Annotated in this window: 13 protein-coding genes; 5 read left to right on the forward strand and 8 right to left on the reverse strand. The window is 46.3% G+C overall.

Annotated elements, in window-relative coordinates:
- The first annotated feature begins 10 nt into the window (after window positions 1-10).
- A complete protein-coding gene (yeiB, locus tag Xbed_RS01670; protein WP_086111212.1) occupies window positions 11-1,168 on the forward strand; it encodes a DUF418 domain-containing protein YeiB in 1,158 nt (385 codons plus the stop codon).
- 29 nt (window positions 1,169-1,197) lie between these two features.
- Here yeiB and sanA read toward each other — a convergent pair whose 3' ends face one another.
- From sanA to metG, 6 genes are all read right to left on the reverse strand, one after another.
- A complete protein-coding gene (sanA, locus tag Xbed_RS01675; protein WP_086111213.1) occupies window positions 1,198-1,941 on the reverse strand; it encodes an outer membrane permeability protein SanA in 744 nt (247 codons plus the stop codon).
- 183 nt (window positions 1,942-2,124) lie between these two features.
- Window positions 2,125-3,822, reverse strand: a complete 1,698-nt coding sequence (locus Xbed_RS01680) for an NAD-dependent malic enzyme (protein ID WP_086111214.1) — start codon at window positions 3,820-3,822, stop codon at window positions 2,125-2,127.
- A gap of 223 nt (window positions 3,823-4,045) precedes the next feature.
- A complete protein-coding gene (gene cdd / locus Xbed_RS01685) occupies window positions 4,046-4,930 on the reverse strand; it encodes a cytidine deaminase (protein ID WP_086111215.1) in 885 nt (294 codons plus the stop codon).
- Between the two features lie 215 nt (window positions 4,931-5,145).
- Window positions 5,146-5,841: a CidB/LrgB family autolysis modulator gene (locus tag Xbed_RS01690; RefSeq protein WP_086111216.1), complete on the reverse strand. Its 696-nt coding sequence runs from the start codon at window positions 5,839-5,841 to the stop codon at window positions 5,146-5,148.
- On the reverse strand, window positions 5,835-6,257 hold the full coding sequence (locus tag Xbed_RS01695) for a CidA/LrgA family protein (RefSeq protein WP_086111217.1): 423 nt from the start codon (window positions 6,255-6,257) through the stop codon (window positions 5,835-5,837). The genes Xbed_RS01690 and Xbed_RS01695 overlap by 7 nt, the downstream gene beginning before the upstream one ends.
- 146 nt (window positions 6,258-6,403) lie before the next feature.
- Window positions 6,404-8,431 (reverse strand): methionine--tRNA ligase, encoded by a 2,028-nt coding sequence (metG, locus tag Xbed_RS01700; RefSeq protein WP_086111218.1) that lies wholly within the window; start codon window positions 8,429-8,431, stop codon window positions 6,404-6,406.
- A gap of 182 nt (window positions 8,432-8,613) precedes the next feature.
- Between metG and apbC the strand changes: the two genes are divergently transcribed.
- The 4 genes from apbC (at window position 8,614) to asmA (ending at window position 13,386) form a co-directional block, all read left to right on the forward strand.
- Window positions 8,614-9,726, forward strand: a complete 1,113-nt coding sequence (gene apbC / locus Xbed_RS01705; RefSeq protein ID WP_086111219.1) for an iron-sulfur cluster carrier protein ApbC — start codon at window positions 8,614-8,616, stop codon at window positions 9,724-9,726.
- A gap of 421 nt (window positions 9,727-10,147) precedes the next feature.
- Complete coding sequence (udk, locus tag Xbed_RS01710) at window positions 10,148-10,789, forward strand: uridine kinase (RefSeq protein ID WP_086111220.1); 642 nt, start codon at window positions 10,148-10,150, stop codon at window positions 10,787-10,789.
- Window positions 10,790-10,836: 47 nt separating this feature from the next.
- Window positions 10,837-11,418, forward strand: coding sequence for a dCTP deaminase (gene dcd / locus Xbed_RS01715; RefSeq protein ID WP_086111221.1), 582 nt, complete (start codon window positions 10,837-10,839; stop codon window positions 11,416-11,418).
- 99 nt (window positions 11,419-11,517) lie between these two features.
- Complete coding sequence (asmA, locus tag Xbed_RS01720; protein ID WP_086111222.1) at window positions 11,518-13,386, forward strand: outer membrane assembly protein AsmA; 1,869 nt, start codon at window positions 11,518-11,520, stop codon at window positions 13,384-13,386.
- Window positions 13,387-13,499: 113 nt separating this feature from the next.
- On the opposite strand, the gene Xbed_RS20090 is transcribed toward asmA, so the two are convergent.
- The gene (locus tag Xbed_RS20090) at window positions 13,500-17,432 is read right to left on the reverse strand and encodes a phage tail protein (protein WP_244182385.1); all 3,933 of its coding nucleotides are present in this window, start codon (window positions 17,430-17,432) and stop codon (window positions 13,500-13,502) included.
- A 252-nt stretch (window positions 17,433-17,684) separates the two neighbouring features.
- Entirely contained in the window at window positions 17,685-19,265 is a 1,581-nt protein-coding gene (locus tag Xbed_RS01730; RefSeq protein WP_086111223.1) for a TerC family protein, read from the reverse strand.
- Window positions 19,266-19,566 lie beyond the last annotated feature (301 nt).

A 19,566-nucleotide genomic window follows, 5' to 3' on the forward strand; every position in this document is an offset into this window, starting at 1 on the left:
TTTTAATATCATGGAACAGCGCTGTAATGGAGCAATACATCCGCGAATTGAGATCATTGATAGCCTGCGTGGTTTTGCCATTTTGGGGATATTGCTGCTGAATATCTCCAGTTTTGCTTTGCCCTATGCCGCTTATATGAATCTGTATTATAAAGATTCAATTTCATGCCCTGATGTCGTGACATGGCTGGTTTTGAATACTTTTTCGCAGGGAAAGTTTCTATTCATCCTGACCTTGTTGTTTGGGGCATCACTCGAATTGCTTCGGCAACGAGGACGAGACTGGAATATTCCCAGATTACTGATTCTGGCTGTCATCGGTTTACTGCACGGAATTCTGCTATGGGATGGTGATATCTTATTGTCATATGGCCTTGTTGGTTTGCTGGCGTGGCATTTTATTAAAAAGCGGCAAAAGCTGTTTGGGACAGCGGCGACTTTCTATCTGTTCGGCGTGATGATGTTTTATCTGCTGGGATTATTTCCTGTGCAGGAGAATAACGCATTCTGGCAGCCAACGGCGGAAGATATCTTTCATGAAAGTTATTGGAAAACCTATGGCGGGTTATTGGCGATCGAACATCGTATCCGGCAGATAAGTGGCGTCATGATTGTCGTGATTGTGCAGTATGGCTGGCAAATAGTGGGTGTCATGCTGGGTGGCGCGATGTTATTGCGCAATGGTTGGTTGAAAGGTGAATTCAGCCACAGGCATTACCGTCGGGTGGCATTATGTCTCATTCCTGTGGGGATGGTGATTCAATGCGTCGCCTTGTTAATTCAGTATTTATATCCTTACAGTTATTTTGCGTCGTGGACGGTTCGCTACACGATTACTGAATTGGCAACCCCGCTGCTGGCACTGGCTTATATCTCGCTGATTTATGGGTTTTGGCCGGCCATTTCGCGCTGGCGAGTTACTTTTTGGCTCCGTCAGGTCGGGAAAATGGCGCTGAGTAGCTATTTGCTGCAAACCCTGATTTGCACCACTATTTTTTATCGCTTTGGATTATTTGGTCAGTTCACCCGTTTGGAATTGATGGCATTTGTGCCATTTATCTGGATAGTGAATATCGGCTTCGCTTGCTGGTGGTTAAAGCGTTATTCACAAGGGCCGATGGAAAAACTCTGGCGCGCTTTAACCACAAAATTGGCCGGTAAGGTTTAGGGAAATATTTTATCCGGCCGCTTGAGAGCCTATTCAATAGGCTCTTTTAATGATTTATTCCGGGATTTCTTTTCCAGTTCCTGTAGCTCTTCTGGTGATACCGCAGGATAACTTTGAACGCCGGTTGGTACGGCATTTGGCGCCGGGATCGGTGTTAACGGGCCTAAAAAACGGGGTTCACGTTTCAGAATATACAGATCTGTCAAAGCACCCAGACGTGCAAATACTTCCCTGAAACGAACAGTCATCATATTTTTAGGGGAAGGGACAGCATAGCATTGTGCTTCTATCCCCAAATGCATGGCAATAAATAAGGCTCGCTCACAATGGAAGCGCTGGGTAATTATCGTAAAGTCATTGGTATCAAAGACCTTACGGGTTCTGACAATGGAGTCCAATGTTCTGAAACCGGCAAAATCCATGACAATATTGCTGGCCGGAATCCCCGCTTTGATCAAATCCTTGCGCATGGTAATCGGCTCATTATAACTGTGTTGAGCATTATCCCCACTTAACAGCAGGTATTTCACTTTACCGCTGTTGTAAGCGTTAACCGCCCCTTGAATGCGGTAGAAATAATATTGGTTATATTTGCCGGTTTTATAATATTTGGATGTACCGAGTACCATACCGACGTTTCGTTCAGGAAGTTGCCTGAGATCATCAAAAATGTAAGGAGCGGTTTTCCAGCTAATCCAGCGGTCAAGCATAATGGCTGTCAGCATCAGGACAGCCATGATAAAAACCAGACCGGTAATCAAGCGCTTCCACATGATTTTCATTTGCCTTATATGTACTTATGGGCCAGTGTCCTAAAGGCTACTTTACTTGAAATATTGAAGCAAGTATCAGAAGAAAAAGCATTAAATTTGCCGGTTGGCCGGGTTTATGATTAATTCACAGATTTGGCGAAGAAAAGCCTGCCAGTCATATTGGCAGGCTGGTTGCGGATATGATCAGAATGAGGTGCGTTTATAGATGCGATATTCTGGTTTCCAGAAATTGCGTTCAATCGCTTCATCCAAGGCATTTTCTGATGTCACAATCGCAATGCCCTGAATCTGGGCTTTTTTCGCCACTTCTTTGGCTATTTTGCGGGAAACATCCTGAATATCATCAATGGGCGGCAATAATGGACCAGAGCCGGTTTGTGCCAGTGGTGAACAATCTGCCAATGCGCGGCTGGCTACCATCAACATATCATCCGTAACACGTTTAGCACCGGAAGCAATAACGCCCAATCCGATCCCGGGGAAGATATAGGAGTTGTTGCACTGTGCAATCGGGTATTCCTGACCGGCATATTTTACCGGGGCAAATGGGCTGCCCGTTGCGACCAGTGCCTTGCCGTCTGTCCAGTGGATAATGTCTTCAGGGCGGGCTTCTACGCGAGAAGTCGGGTTGGACAGTGGCATCACAATGGGACGCTCGCAATGTTTGTGCATTTCACGAATGATTTCTTCGGTGAATAAACCAGACTGACCGGAAACACCAATCAAGACGGTGGGTTTTGCATTGCGGACGACATCCATCAATGAGAGAGAATCATGGCTGACATCCCATGATTGCAGGGTTGAGCTTTTCTGCACCAACGCACTCTGGAAGTCCAGCAGGTTTGGCTGTTTATCTGTTAAGAGGCCAAAACGATCCACCATGAACACGCGGGCACGGGCCTGCTCGTCACTCAATCCTTCAGATTTCATCTGGGCAATGATCTGTTCTGCAATACCACAGCCTGCGGAACCCGCACCAAGGAAGGTCACGGTTTGATCTTTTAGCTGGCGGCCAGCGGCATGGCTGGCGGCAATCAGGCTACCAAGGGCGACGGCTGCGGTGCCCTGAATATCATCATTGAAGCAGCAAAGTTCATCACGATAGCGGGTCAGCAATGGCATGGCGTTATTCTGGGCAAAATCTTCGAATTGCAGCAGCACGTTTGGCCAGCGACGTTTCACGGCCTGAATAAATTCATCCACAAATTCGTCATACTCTTTCCCGGTAATGCGAGGATGACGCCAGCCCATATAGAGCGGGTCATTCAGGCGTTGCGGGTTATTTGTACCCACATCCAGCACAACCGGCAGGGTATAGGCCGGGCTGATCCCGCCACAAGAGGTATACAGTGACAGTTTACCAATAGGAATGCCCATTCCCCCGATACCCTGATCACCTAAACCGAGAATACGTTCGCCGTCGGTAACAACGATAACTTTAACATTCTGCTTGGTGGCATTTTGCAGCATGTCATCAATGTAGGCCCTGTTCGGGTAGGAGATAAACAGGCCGCGCGCCCGGCGGTAAATGTCAGAAAAGTGTTCACACGCTTCACCCACCGTTGGCGTGTAGATGATAGGCATCATTTCGCTGAGGTGAGCATCAAGGAGACGGTAGAACAACGTTTCGTTGGTGTCCTGAATATTCCTTAAATAAATGTGCTTATCAGCGTCATTTTTGAAATCGCGGTATTGACGGTAGGCGCGTTCGGCCTGCTCTTCTATTGTTTCAACGGCTTGAGGCAGTAAACCATGTAGGTTGAAATTGCTGCGTTCTTCTTCAGTAAAGGCACTGCCTTTATTCAGCAGGGGGAATTCCAATAAGATAGGGCCTGCGTAGGGAATATAGAGAGGACGTTTACTTTCGTGTTCCAGTTCCATGATACTTACTCTTTGGACTAATCAATGACAAAACCAACCACAGATCCTAAGAAGATAAAAAAAATAAGTACAGTAAATGTTACTTAAATAGGATTATCATGGGCAAAAATGAGAGATAACATGCAGAATTGGCTAAAAAAATGTTATTTAATTTTTTCATTTCACCCCTCTTCAGCAATATCGAGGAGTAAAATGGCCATTTTGTTAAGTTACCTTTCCCTCATTAAAAGGTATGCCGTTCCACTTCTGTGCAACCGAGTGCGGTTAATGTGGAATATGTTGCGTTCCATTGTGATAAATGGCTATTTTCACCTTCCACCAGCACGGCCCGTTTGATGGATTGACCATTTCCCACCGACATATTCATGAATATCAGGGCAGCCTGCAACGGCGGCAAACTTGGGTTGAATGCTGCGTTTTCAGCATAACGGCCAGTGTAAATCTGCCCTTGTTCATCTTGTAGCGCTACCCCTGCGTGGGATTGACTATACGGTGCGTGGCTGTGGTTCGCTGCATCCAGCGCGGCCAGTACCAATTCGTCGCCAGTCTTTAATCGGTGGCCGTGATCAACAGTATCCAGCAATAATGGCGTGTCCACTAAATCACCTGGGCCAAAGGCTTCAGGCAGGTAATCCGCCAGAGTCAATTTTGGGCGATTGGGCAGGTAAACCGCTAATTGAGTGCCACTATTCAGTTCATTCATAAACTGGCGGCAGTGACCACAAGGTGAATAGTTGATTGTGATGGAAACCAGCTTTTTCTCACCGCGTAACCAAGCGTGAGTGATGGCTGACTGTTCGGCATGGACGGTCTGCTGTAAGGGGACACCGGCAAATTCCATATTGGCACCGAAATAAAGATTGCCACTTGCTCCTCGCGCAATCGCACCGACATAAAAACGGGAAATAGGTGCAATGGAACACGCCGCCGCAAGTGGCAATAAAGCAAGGGTCAGCGCATGATCATCAAGTCCGCTGATTTGCTTGACGGATTCAACCTGCTTTGCGGTCAGCATGGCTGGAAAATCGTCATTCCCCATATAAGGCAATAAGGCTTCTTGCAGTTTAGGCGTAATTTCTGACCAAATAGCATGAAAACGAGCTTGCATAGAATGTCTCCAAATTAATTGAAGGCCATTCTAGGATGTCTGTTCAGGTTTGTAATGTGATAAAAGCCATATAATTAATGAAATATAGGTAATAAGGGCATTATTTTAGTAATTTATATCAAATTTTTGCTGATTTTATGTGTTTTTCACTTTTTGGTTACGTTTTGGCAACTTCCTGAATGCAGCTTCCTGAATAATAGTGGTTCGAAGAACGATCAACCAAACAGATGCAGCAGTACCGGAAACAGAAACGGGGCAATCAGTGAAGTAATGATGCCGCAAGTCATTAGCGCCAGCGAGCTGTATGCCCCTTCAACATGATCTATTTCGGCACAGCGGGCAGTCCCGACGGCATGGGATGCCGTTCCCATCGCCAATCCGCGTGAAGCCTGAGTCTTTACTTTCAGGACATTAAACAGGTTATGACCAAATATCGCCCCTAAAATACCTACCGCGATGACACAAGCCGCGCTGATGGCTGGAATACCGCCGATGGAATCAGCGACTGCCATGGCAATTGGGGTGGTTACCGATTTGGGCAGCACAGAGGCCGCGATTTCAGGTGTCGCACCTGCCCATAATGCAATGGCAGTCCCCGTGACCATTGCCACAATACTGCCGATAAAACAGATGGTAATAATGGATTTCCATTGGGCACGGATTTGGTGGAGCTGTTCATAAAGAGGAAAGGCCAAAGCGACAACGGCAGGTTGCAGTAAATCATTCAATATCCGGCTACCCGCAAAATAGTGCTTGTAAGGGGTATGAGTCATGAGCAGCAAGGGGATGATAACGGCCATTGACATCAGCAAGGGGTTAAATATAGGCAGTTTGAGCCTCATTGACAGTTTTTTGGCAAAATAAAATACGAACAACGTTAATGGCAGTGACCACCAAATATAGCTTAACATTTTTCTTTCTCTTCCGGCTTTTGCTGTTTAGCACCAATGATGGTGCGCTCGCGATGAACATAGTGAGAACTGTAGGCAACGACAATCATGACAACGACGGTACTGACAATACAGGAAAGGATAATGGGCAGTATCTGTTGACTCAGTTGTGAGTAGTAATCCATGACCCCCACCCCGATAGGTAAAAAGAGCAACGTCATGTTTTTCATCAACAGGCTACAGCCCGGTTTTACCCAATGTGGGGGAATAATTTGGAATGTGAGTAAACAAAACAGGAGAAGTAAGCCAATGATACTGCCGGGAAGAGAGAAGGGAAGCAGTGCTGAAATGCTATTTCCCGCAATCAGACACAAATAGAGTAACGCGAATGCGCGCAGATATTGCCAGCCTATCATCAGCACGTTTTGGAAAGACATAATCAATAATTCCTCAATATAGCGAGGGTTTTATCATACGACTAACACTGTAAATGTGCCATATGTCACATTAAAAAGCGGACCCATTTTTGAGTCCGCTTTAATATCTATTTGATAATCATCAATATTATCGGAATTAGTGTCGGTTATTTAACCTGCATTCCTGGTTGCGCGCCACTGTCCGGGCTGAGCAGGAAAATGTCTTTCCCGCCAGGTCCTGCCGCCATCACCATACCTTCTGAAAGACCAAAACGCATTTTACGTGGTGCAAGGTTGGCAACCATGACTGTCAGACGACTTTCCAGCACCTTGGGATCAGGATAGGCTGAACGGATACCGGAGAACACCTGACGAATTTCACCGCCGAGATCAAGCGTCAGTTTTAGCAGCTTATCTGAGCCTTCAACGAAATCAGCCTGTTTGATCAATGCGATACGGAGATCAATTTTGGCAAAATCATCAAATGCGATGGTGTCCTGAATGGGGTCATCCGCCAAGGGGCCGGTCACGGTTTTTTGTGGCTCAATGTTCTCTTTTGAATCAGCGACCATGGCTTCAATTTTAGCCATTTCAATCCGACTGAACAGCGCCTTGAAAGGTGAAACGTCGTGAGCCAGCAGCGGTTGTTGGATGCCATCCCAAGTCAGTTCCGTATTCAGGAATGCCTCTGTGCGTGCGGCCAAGCCCGGCAGCACGGGCTTCAGGTAAGTCATCAGCACCCGGAACAGGTTAATGCCCATTGAGCAGATAGCCTGTAGATCAGCGTCACGGCCTTCCTGTTTCGCCACAACCCACGGTGCTTGTTCATCAACATAACGGTTGGCGAGATCGGCCAGTGCCATGATTTCACGGATTGCCTTGCCGAATTCACGGTGGGTGAAATCGTCCTCAATCACTTGGGCAGCATCAACAAATTTTTGGTACAGCGCAGGATCAGCAAGCTGGTCTGCCAGTTTGCCCCCAAAGCGCTTATTGATGAAACCGGCATTACGTGACGCCAGGTTAACCACTTTGTTGACGATATCGCTGTTTACACGCTGAACAAAATCTTCCAGATTCAGGTCGATATCATCAATGCGGGAAGAGAGCTTCGCCGCGTAGTAATAACGCAGGCAATCGGCATCAAGATGTTTCAGATAAGTCTCGGCCTTGATAAAGGTTCCACGGGACTTGGACATCTTGGTACCGTTAACGGTGATGTAACCGTGAACGAACAGGTTGGTTGGCTTGCGGTAGTTGCAACCTTCCAACATGGCCGGCCAGAACAGACTGTGGAAATACACGATATCTTTACCGATGAAATGATAGAGGTCCGCTTTGGAATCTTTCTCCCAGAACTCATCGAAATTCAGGTCACCGCGTTTGTCACACAGATTCTTGAATGAACCCATATAGCCAATTGGCGCATCCAGCCAGACATAGAAATATTTACCCGGCTGATCGGGAATTTCAAAGCCGAAATAGGGTGCATCACGGGTAATATCCCACTGTTGCAATCCCGCTTCGAACCATTCCTGCATTTTGTTTGCCACTTGCTCCTGCAACGTACCGGAACGGATCCATTGTTGCAGCATGTCGCTGAATGCCGGCAGATCGAAGAAGAAATGCTCGGTATCGCGCATTTGCGGTGTTGCCCCGGAGACCGCAGAACGCGGGTTGATCAATTCCGTTGGGGAATAGGTGCTTCCACAAACTTCACAGTTATCGCCATACTGATCTTCTGCCTTGCATTTTGGGCAGCTACCTTTGACAAAACGATCCGGCAGGAACATCCCTTTTTCCGGATCGTATAGCTGAGAAATGGTCCGGTTCTTGATGTAACCATTCTTTTTCAGTTCCAGATAAATCTTGGAGGCCAGTGCCTTGTTCTCTTCGCTGTGCGTAGAGTGGTAGTTATCGTAGCTGATGGCAAAGCCGGCAAAATCCTGCTGATGCTCTAGGTTCACCTTGGCAATCATATCTTCTGGTGAAATCCCACTCTGCTGAGCTTTCAGCATAATTGGTGTACCGTGGGCATCATCAGCACAGACAAAGTGAACCTCTTTGCCGCGCATTCGATGATAACGAACCCAAATATCAGCCTGAATGTGTTCCAGAATATGACCGAGATGAATGGGACCATTAGCATAAGGTAACGCACAGGTCACCAATAATTTGTTCGCGACTTGAGACATGGTTAGGATCTGACTTCCGTAAAATGAAAAGGGTTTTTGATGTTACCTGATCAAGAGCATTGTCGCTAGGGTAACAGGAGAACTTCGCTACTTTTACGGGTAGCCTTATCCGAAGTCGCTGGCTTCTGTTATGATGGACGAACAGTTTTAGGTTGAAAAAAGAGAAATCAAAAGGAGCCGGGATGAATTCACGATCCTCCGAGCAGTCCAGTCCTGACCTGCTGAAAGAACATGTTGTGAAGATATTGGCAACATTCAAACATCCGACATTAGAGCGAGATTTGATTGCCCTGAAAACATTGCATCACTGTGCCATGTTGGACGGGATACTGTATCTTGAATTAATCATGCCGTTCGCCTGGAAACGTGCCTTTGAAGTATTGAAAAAAGAGACCACTCAATCCCTGCAAGCCGTGACGGGCGCAAAATCGGTTGAATGGAGGTTAACCCACGATATCAGTACATTGCGCCGTGCCAATGACTTACCGGGCGTCAATGGCGTGCGCAATATTGTGGCCGTCAGCTCAGGCAAAGGCGGGGTAGGGAAATCCAGTACGGCGGTAAATCTGGCGTTGGCACTGGCGCAAGAAGGCGCAAAAGTCGGTATTCTGGATGCGGATATCTATGGCCCCTCGATCCCCAATATGCTTGGCACCGCCAAAGAGCGCCCGACTTCCCCGGACGGTCAGCATATGGCCCCGATTATGGTACATGGCATGGCGACCAACTCCATCGGTTATCTGGTGACTGATGATAACGCGATGGTCTGGCGTGGCCCGATGGCGAGCAAGGCCCTGATGCAAATGCTACAGGACACTTTATGGCCGGACCTGGATTATCTGGTGATTGATATGCCACCGGGTACAGGGGATATTCAGTTAACGCTGTCCCAGAATATTCCGGTGACCGGTGCCTTGGTGATCACCACGCCGCAGGATATTGCCCTGATCGATGCGATGAAAGGCATTGTCATGTTCCAGAAAGTCAATGTGCCAGTTTTAGGCGTTATTGAGAACATGAGCACGCATATTTGCAGTCACTGTGGCCATCACGAGCCGATTTTCGGTACAGGAGGGGCAGAAAAACTGGCAGGAAAATACGATTGCCAATTATTGGGGCAGATCCCACTGCATATTTCCCTGCGTGAAGATCTTGACCGTGGTGAACCGACCGTGATCAGCCAGCCTGACAGTGAATTTGCAGATATTTACCGTGAAATCGCCGCCAATATTTCTGCGCGGATGTATTGGCAGGGAGAAAAGATCCCGACTGAAATATCTTTCCGTGCAGTTTGATTTAAGTCATTGAGCAAAAATACACAATTAAACGCCGTTTTAATGAAAGTTTTTAACCAATTGTAATGACTACAGTATTGTCAAAAAATGGTCGGTCAATGGCTCTGCTGGATGAGAGCCATTCCATTGTTCAGCACCCTTATTTGCATATCATTGAAGTTTTTTGCCACTATTTTAAGAATAATTTTGGAAACACGTTTAGCTATAGCTTGAGTATTCCTATTTGAAAATGATTTATAGAATATTCTTTACTTGAGAGATCAAATTGCAGCATTTTTATGCGAAGCTCATCGAAAAAAACGAGACTTATCTTGTTTACGCTGGAATAGAAGCCATTAACTCCCTATAATCCGCCAAACGTGGTGTATCGAACACCATGTTCCTACTTTATTTTTTCTTTTTTAACCAGGTTATTTCTACTATGGCTGATGAAGCACATAAGTGTACAATCGTAGGTATTTCAGGTGCCTCCGCCTCAGGCAAAAGCCTTATTGCCAGCACACTTTATAGGGAATTACGAGCTCAAGTTGGTGATCATAATATCGGTGTTATTCCAGAAGATTGCTATTATAAAGATCAAACTCATACCCCGATAGAAGAACGTTATAAAGTTAATTACGATCACCCGAGTTCAATGGATCACAGTTTGCTGTTTGAACATCTTCAGGCACTGAAAGCCGGAAAATCCATTGAATTGCCGCAATATGACTACGTCGAACACACCCGCAAACCCGAATCCATCCATTTTGAACCGAAAAGAGTCATTATCCTCGAAGGTATTCTACTATTAACGGATAAGCGCTTGCGCCAAGAGTTGGATTTCTCCATTTTTGTCGATACGCCACTGGATATTTGTTTGATGCGTCGCATTAAACGCGATGTGAATGAGCGCGGGCGTTCGCTGGATTCCGTGATGGAACAGTACAAAAAAACCGTGCGTCCCATGTTCCTGCAATTTATCGAGCCATCAAAACAATATGCCGATATCATTGTACCGCGCGGAGGGAAAAACCGTGTGGCCATTGATATCTTGAAAGCCAAGATAGGCCAATTTTACGAATAATCTGCTGTTCAGGCATTCATAAACATCATCGTATTTGAGAGGAAATAATGCGACTCTGTGACCGTGACATTATTAAATGGCTAGATGAAGGTAAGCTGGTAATTACCCCTCGTCCCCCTGTTGAACGTATTAACGGGGCAACTGCTGATGTGCGCCTTGGGAATCAGTTTCGCGTTTTTCGTGGTCATACGGCTGCCTACATTGATTTGAGTGGTCCTAAGGCTCAGGTCAATGAGGCGCTTGATCGTGTCATGAGCGATGAGATTATTTTACCGGATGAGGAAGCCTTCTTCCTTCATCCCGGTGAATTGGCGTTGGCGGTAACGCTGGAATCTGTCACATTGCCTGATAATTTAGTCGGTTGGTTAGATGGTCGTTCATCTCTGGCACGTCTTGGCCTGATGGTGCATGTCACTGCGCACCGCATCGATCCGGGTTGGCAAGGGCAAATTGTGCTGGAGTTCTATAATTCAGGCAAACTGCCTTTGGCTTTACGACCTGGGATGGTCATAGGTGCATTGAGCTTTGAACCGCTTTCGGGATCGGCTGAACGGCCTTATAACCGACGTCAGGATGCGAAATATAAAAATCAGCAAGGAGCCGTAGGCAGCCGAATCAGTGAGGATTAATCTTTTCTGGTAAAGCTCTTTGGTGAAAAATAGCCCTTTGGTGAAAAATCACCTTCTGGTGAAAAAGAGTCATCTTGTGGACATGGGACTGGGGAAGTCATGAAAAGATTGTTGACGACGCTCATTATTTTGTTGGTAGTCATTGTTGCTGGTTTAACGACGCTGGTTATGCTGGTTAACCCCAATGACTTCCGGGACTATATAGTCAAACAGGTACAAAAGAAGAGTGGTTACCAGCTCGTGTTGCAGGATGATTTGCGCTGGCATGTCTGGCCAAAATTGAGCATTCTGACCGGACAGGTATCATTGACCGCTCAGAATGCCCAAAAACCTGCCATTGTGGCAGAAAACATGCGCTTGGATGTGGAACTGTTGCCGCTGTTGTCTCATCAACTTTCTGTTAAGGAAGTGATGCTGAAAGGCGCGGTATTGCGGTTTACACCGGATAGCCAGCCGCAACAACGGCTGCAGGCGCCGATTGCGCCAGAAAGTGATATTCACTATCCGGTAGCGACAGGAAGTCAGGCTTGGAAGCTGGATATTGCCAGAATCAAAATCGTGGATAGTTTGTTGATCTGGCAAGCCGGTCACCATTCCCAGCTCAATGTTCGTGGGATGAATTTACTGTTGGAACGTCGTGATCCCACTCGTGTTGACCTCAATCTCAGCAGTAATATTAATCAAAATCAGCAAGAATTGGCATTTGAACTGGGGGCCTCAGTGGATATCTCCGGTTATCCACAGAAAATGTCGGCTGACATTAATGCTTTCGAATACCAATTGAAAGGCATTGGTTTACCCTCCGCAGGTATTCAGGGGACAGGCAGTGCCACAGTGAAATATCAGGCTTCGCCTGAATTAATATCATTGCAAAAAATAGCGCTGACCATGAATGATGAGAGCGAGCTGAAAGGTGATATTACAGCCGCTTTGAAAGATCAGCCGCAATACTCCATCAATCTGACTTCGACAACATTGAATCTGGACAATCTGTTGGGCGGGGGTCTGTTACCGAAAAACACCCCACAGGCAAAACAGGATTATCGGATTGAAAATAATTCATCAAAACCGGTGATTGCGACGTCAGTATCGCCACTATCCAATTATGATCTTGCGTTTTTGCGGGGATTTGGTGCTGATATTTCATTGACTGCAGGTAAGTTCATTTATCAGGGCATGAATATTGATAATTTTGACTTGAAAGCCGTGAATGACAATGGCATGGCGAACATCACAACCTTAAGCGGCAATGTATTTGGTGGGCATTTTGCGCTTCCGACCACGATTGATGCCACGGTGGCTCCTGCCAAATTGCAGACAAAACCACGGTTGCAGAAAATTGAATTGCAGCCGTTGTTAACCTTCTTGGCCTTACCGCCAACATTCAGCGGCCAGCTTAATGTCAATGGGGATCTTTTGGGGCAAGGGTATGATGAATATGCCGTTTCCCATTACTGGCAGGGCGATTTGAATATTGATGTGGAAAACGTGCGCCTGAAAGGGTTGAACATTCCTCAACTTATTCAGCAATCTTTTGCACGGGCAACCGATCAAGTCAGCCAACCTACGAATACTGATGATTTTACTGAAGCAAAAAAGATGTCAGTGAAAGCCCAATTGGATCGCGGTGAAGTGAAGATCAATGAACTTGTAGCGACTTCCGGCATACTCAATATTCAGGGGCAGGGAAAGGCTAATTTACTGAAACAGAGTTGTGATGTTTCATTGTGGGTGCAATTGACCGATGGATGGGGTAAGCAGAACGAATTGGTACGTCGTCTGGCGAAATTAAGCATTCCTCTGCGGGTTTATGGCGACTGGGATAATCTGCAATATACGTTGAATGTGGAACCTGTGTTGCGTGATGAATTACAGCAAAAGGTCAAAAAATCCATCAAAGAGTGGCTCGAAAATAATCGCAATAATGAAGACCTTAAGAAACTAGGGGATCTTCTGAATAAAAAATAGCGTTAATAATGATGTGCCGCTAATGATAATAGGTGATCGCCTCAGCGATCACCTGATTTATGTTTTTTCTGTGGATACTTTACAACTAATACCTTACAACTAATACCTTACAACTAATACCCTACAACCTGATAATAGAAGTTCGGCACCCAGCCTGTTTGTGGCGTTGTCACGGATAGGGTGACGGTATCCTTAGACAATCCGACCCCATCTGGATTATCTCTTTGTGTTTTGACATCAGCCAGATAACCGGGGTGCTGATTGTCAAAATTATCGCCGACAATATTGGCCTGGCACGAGATAATGCCGTTTGGCAACGTCGTGGGCAGTTTGATTTTGTAGAAGTGGGTATAGTAAGTCACGCCATTGATGACGGATGAATTAAACTCACCAATGGGTTCACTACCGCTTACCTGCCCGTTTAGCAAGAATATTTCACCCAGCTTGATGATGGTGTGTTTGTCCTCAACCCGACGTGACTCAATATCTAATCCAACCAGTTCACCCAAGCCTAAGTTTCTGACAAAAGCCTGTTTGTCCGGGATATCAGCCCCGTTCTTACTTTTCTCCAGTCGGTTCTCAGCGTCAGCTTTGGCTGCTATCGCGAGGGTATTGGCATTATTCGCCAATGTGTCAACTTTGCTAATGCGAGTATCGACGTCGGCTCTGCTATAAGCCCCTACATCAGAGGCGGTAAGTTTAATATCGGATAACAGGGCCTTGCCATTGACTGTGCGTGTAAGCGGGACTCGGCCATCCGCATTGTTATTGGCGGTATTTGCCAGCTCCTTAATCTCTTCAACGCGACTGTCTACCTCTCCTTTGGTATAGGCATTTATATCCGATGCTGTCAGCTTAATATCTGATAGCAGGGCCTTGCCATTCACCGTTCGCGTTAATGGAACTTTGTTATCCGTATTATTATTGGCATTGTTTGCCAGTTCTTTAACTTCATCAATAAGGATGTTGATATCGGCCTTGTTATAGGTATCGACGTCAGTTGCGGTGAGTGCAATATCGGTTGATAGCTCTCTGCCATTCACTTTACGGGTTGATGGCACCCTGCCTTCAGCATTTTGCATTGCCGAATTCGCGGTCTTATTGGCGGTATCAGCGAGTTTTTCCACCTTACCAATATTCTCACTGATTTCTACCTTGTTGTAAGTACCAATATCCGCCGCAGTCAGTTGGATATCGACTGACAGTTCCTGACCGTTCACTTTACGGGTTAATGGCACTCTGCTGTCAGCATTTTGAATCGCCGAATTCGCGGTTTTATTGGCGGTATCAGCAAGTTTATCCACGATGCCGATACGATCATCGATTTCTGCTTGGTTATAAGTCCCGATATCAGCCGCATTCAGCTCAATGTCAGTTAACAGCTCCTTGCCATTGACTTTACGGGTGAGCGGCACTTTGTTGCCAGCGCTTTGAAGGGCATCATTCGCATTCTGACTGGCAGTATCCGCCAGAACCCTGACATCTTTGATATGGGCGTCGGTTTCCTCTTTGTTGTAGGCGTCGATGTCAGCCGCAGTCAGTAGAATGTCGGCGGCCAGCTCTTTGCCATTGACCTTGCGGGTTAATGGCACTCTGTTGTCAGCTTTTTCAGTGGCTGCCTTGGCATGATCATTGGCGGTGTCAGCCAATTGTTGCACGTCGTCGATTTGTGCCTTGACGCCGCTGATAAAGTCATCAGTTTCCTTCTTGTTATAGGCATGGACATCTGATGCAGCCAGTTCAATATCTGCTGACAACTCTTTGTCGTTAATCTTGCGGGTGAGCGGGACTTTGGTGTTTGCGGTATCAATGGCGGCAGTGGCATGGGTATTGGCGGTTTCCGCCAGAGTATTCACCTTGCCGATACGATCATCGATTTCCACTTTATCGTAAGTGCCAACATCCGCCGCAATCAGTTCAATGTCCGCTGACAGCTCTTTGCCATTCACTTTGCGGGCCAGTGGCACTCTGCCGTCTGCATTTTTAGCTGCCGCGTCCGCGAGTTGATCGGCGTGTTCAGCCAGGGTTCTGACTTCCTTGATCTGGGCGTCTGCTTCCCCCTTGTTATAGGCATCAATATCAGATGCAACTAGTTCAATATCTGCTGACAGCTCTTTGCCGTTAATCTTGCGGGTGAGCGGGACTTTGGTGTTTGCGGTATCAATGGCGGCAGTGGCATGGGTATTGGCGGTTTCCGCCAGAGTATTCACCTTGCCGATACGATCATCGATTTCCACTTTATCGTAAGTGCCAACATCCGCCGCAGTCAGTTCAATGTCCGCTGACAGCTCTTTGCCATTGATCCTGCGGGCGAGTGGGACTCTGTTATCAGCGTTTTGAATCGCGGTATTGGCGGTGTGATTGGCGGTTTCCGCCAGTTTATCAACTTCATCGATACGAGCATCGATTTCCACTTTATTGTAAGTGCCAATATCCGCCGCAGTCAGTTCAATATCTGCTGACAGCTCTTTGCCATTGATCTTGCGGGCTAATGGAACTTTGGTGCCCGCATCTGTAATGGCTGCTGCCGCATTACTATTGGCTTGTTCAGCCAAATTATTGACATTATCGATCTGTATTCTGACATCTTTGATAATGCCATCCGTTTCTTCTTTACCGTAGGCACCGACATCAACTGAGTGTAATTCAATGTCAGATAACAGCTCTTTGCCATTGATTTTGCGGGCTAATGGAACTTTGGTATCAGCATGTTGAATCGCGGTATTGGCGGTATTATTGGCGTTTTCTGCCAGTATATTGACCTGGCTGATATGACCATCAATTTCCGCCTTGGTGTATGTACCCACATCAGCCGCATTTAATTCAATATCGGTTGACAGCTCTTTGTCATTGATTTTGCGGGTTAATGGGACTTTAGTTTCAGTTTGTTGAGCGGCGTTATTGGCTTCTTTACTGGCCTTGTCAGCGGATTGCTGAACGATGTTGATCCGATCCTCAATCTCCTTCCTGTCATAGGTATCGATATCCTCCGCAGTCAGTTGGATATCGGTTATCAGCTCCTTGTTGTTGATCTTGCGAGTTTGCGGGACATTATTTTCCGCTTGTTTAAGGGCCGCGATGGCATTCTGATTAGCCGTGTTGGCCGATTTATCAACAGTTTCGATCAGCCTGTCGGTGTCCTGCCTGCTGTAAGCATTCACATCAAGCGCGGTAAGGGTGATATCTGTCACCAGCTCTTTGCCATTAATCTTACGCGCCAATGGAACTTTGGTGTTTGCGGTATCACTGGCGGTATTAGCCAATTTCTTGGCTTCATCGACAAGGGAATCGGTCTGGAGCTTGTCGTAGGCCCTGACATCCGCCGCAGTCAGTTCAATATCTTTGGAAAGCTGTTTTCCATTGATTTTACGTGTTGATGGCACATATCTATTGGTCGAAATAATTGAATTAACGGTTTCATTGGTTTGATTGGTTAATTCATTGGCTTGACGGGCCAATTCGTATGCCGCCTTGACTGCTTTTGGTGTTGCTGCATGAGCTTCACTGTCGCTGTTTACCGCATTACTCAACGCAATTAATCCTTTCTCTTTTAAAGTTGCGTCAGGGTGTTCGCGGCTTTTGGTATGTTCTTTGATTCTCTCTTTGACAAATTTGCGCGTCGCCAGGCTGGAAACCAACCCACTGATCAAATCTGTCAGGTTATCGTCGTCAACCGTCAAAGCCATGCGAACGGCCTGTTCCTGAGATTCCGATTTATAGATATCGGCGCAGTTTCCTACTGCTATCAGTGTCCCGTTTTTATCAAACAGACCCATTTCACGAACCCACCAATCGCCTCCGCCTTCAGGGAGTACCTGTTCGGCGATAATTTGGTTCGGGTTTTTGGGATCAATGGTCAAGGCATCAATTTCAGCACGATGCTTTTCATTAATCAGTTTGGATTGGCCGGCATCGGGAGTGGGTAAGTTGCCACCACCATCTCCGACCGCCATATGGGTAATCTCAAGTTTATTACCCGATGAAGAGGCTTGTTCTAGTTTGTTCGTACCTGCATCTGTCAGTAATGCAAAATATTTTGTACTCATATTAACCCCTCATTTCATTAACAATTAATATATCCGTCATACTTCAAGTTGCCGCTTTGTTGGCTGCATCTTGAAATTCATTGGGTATAGATGTATTGCCAACTACCTTTGAATGGGGTCAATTGTACTTAGGGAAATTACAAGCAAATAGCCTAAAAATTGAACCAATCTGATAAAACTTATAGGAATAAAAAAAACCGGCCTTATGCCGGTTTTCCTCAGTAATGAATAATGTCACCTTAGAATGGCGTGTTATGACTCTGTTTCTTCTTCCACTTTCAATGAAGTAATTTTGACTTTATGGATACGGTGGCTGGTGATTTCCAACGGTTCAAACAGATAATCGCCAATCTGTAACTGTTCACCTTGTTGTGGAATATGTTGCAGGTGCTCCATCAGCAGACCTGCCAGAGTTTGGTATTCGCGTTTTTCATCCAATGGCAGTGGCACGTAAAGGACCAGATCTTCCAGTGGCATAAACCCATTGGCGACCCAATACCCTTCTTCCATGACCTGAATATCATGGCGGGCATCGAGCTCTCCGCTACCCACAGGCAAGTTACCGGTAATGGTTTCCATCACATCGGTTACCGTGACCACACCTTCAACAGAACCAAATTCATCGACGACAAAGGCAAAATGCGTTTGTGCCTGACGGAATTGTTCCAATGCCTGCAGCAAAGAAAGGGATTCCGGGAAGATTAACGGTTGTTGTACTAACTGCCGTAAATCAAAGGTATGGTGAATCAGTTGTTGATTAAGAATATCAATCACATGCACCACGCCGAGCGGCTCATCACCGGTTTTTTCATCCGTAACGACAATTCGCGTGTGGGGTTTTTGTTCCAGCAACAGGGTCAATTTTTCCGCGGGAGCATGAACATCAAGATAAATCACATCATGGCGTGACGTCATGATACTGCTGACAGTGCGTTGTGCCATGCTGAGAACGCGGGCAATCATCTGGCGTTCCTGCGGTTCAAAGACCTCTTTGTTATCCGTATGATCCGCTATCAGGTCGGAAGCATGATTATCCAGCGTCGCATTTTCACGTTTGCCATTCAGAATGTGAAGAACGGCCTCCGCTGTTCTTTCACGCAGGGAACGGGAAGCGCTCAAGAACTTGCGGCGATTGAACTGGGCAAACTGATTCAATGCTTCAATCATGATGGAGAAACCGATGGCAGCATAGAGATAGCCTTTCGGAATGCGATAGCCAAAACCTTCTGCAACCAGGCTGAAACCGATCATCAACAAAAAGCTGAGGCAGAGGATAACGATGGTGGGGTGTGCATTGACGAATTTTGTCAGCGGCTTACTGGCCCATATCATCAGGACCATGGCGATGATAACAGCGGCAACCATGATACCGATGTGATCGACCATGCCCACGGCAGTGATAACGGAATCCAGTGAGAATACCGCATCCAAGACAATAATCTGCACGACAACCGCCCAGAAGTTGGCTCCCTTGCGTTGTTGACCGGAATGCAGAGTTTCCCCTTCCAACCGTTCATTCAACTCCATTGTCGCTTTGAACAATAAGAAAATCCCGCCTATCAGCATAATTAAATCACGGGCGCTGAAAGGATGGTTCCATAGGGTAATGAGTGGCTTAGTCAGGGAAATAAGCCAAGATAGGCCAAATAGCAGCAATATCCTCATGACAAGGGCGCAGGAAAGCCCTGTCAGGCGAGCTTTGTCTCTATGTTTTTCAGGAAGTTTATCTGCCAAAATGGCAATAAATATTAAGTTGTCAATTCCGAGAACAATTTCTAAAACGATCAGTGTGGCTAAGCCAGCCCATATCGTCGGATCAGCGATCCATTCCATACAATTTTTTTTACCTTTTAATAGGACGGCTTCTGCCGACTATTGAATAATGGATACTGCAGCACAAAATATCAATAGTCGATTTATCTTAGTTGGAAATTTTTTCAGCAAACAAACATCACAACGGTATCGATTGCACCAATAACTACCCCCTATGACCCTTCCTGAGTTAACATGTGGCCTCATTAACAAAATTGTCCACTTCTGTTTTGTTGCATACGGGCATGTGTTGCATACGACATATTGTGTCGCATACGACATATTGCATTGACGTACTGCATCTTGGGTGGGCAGAAGTCAT

The organism is Xenorhabdus beddingii (assembly GCF_002127545.1).
In the GTDB taxonomy this organism is placed as follows: Bacteria; Pseudomonadota; Gammaproteobacteria; order Enterobacterales; family Enterobacteriaceae; genus Xenorhabdus; species Xenorhabdus beddingii.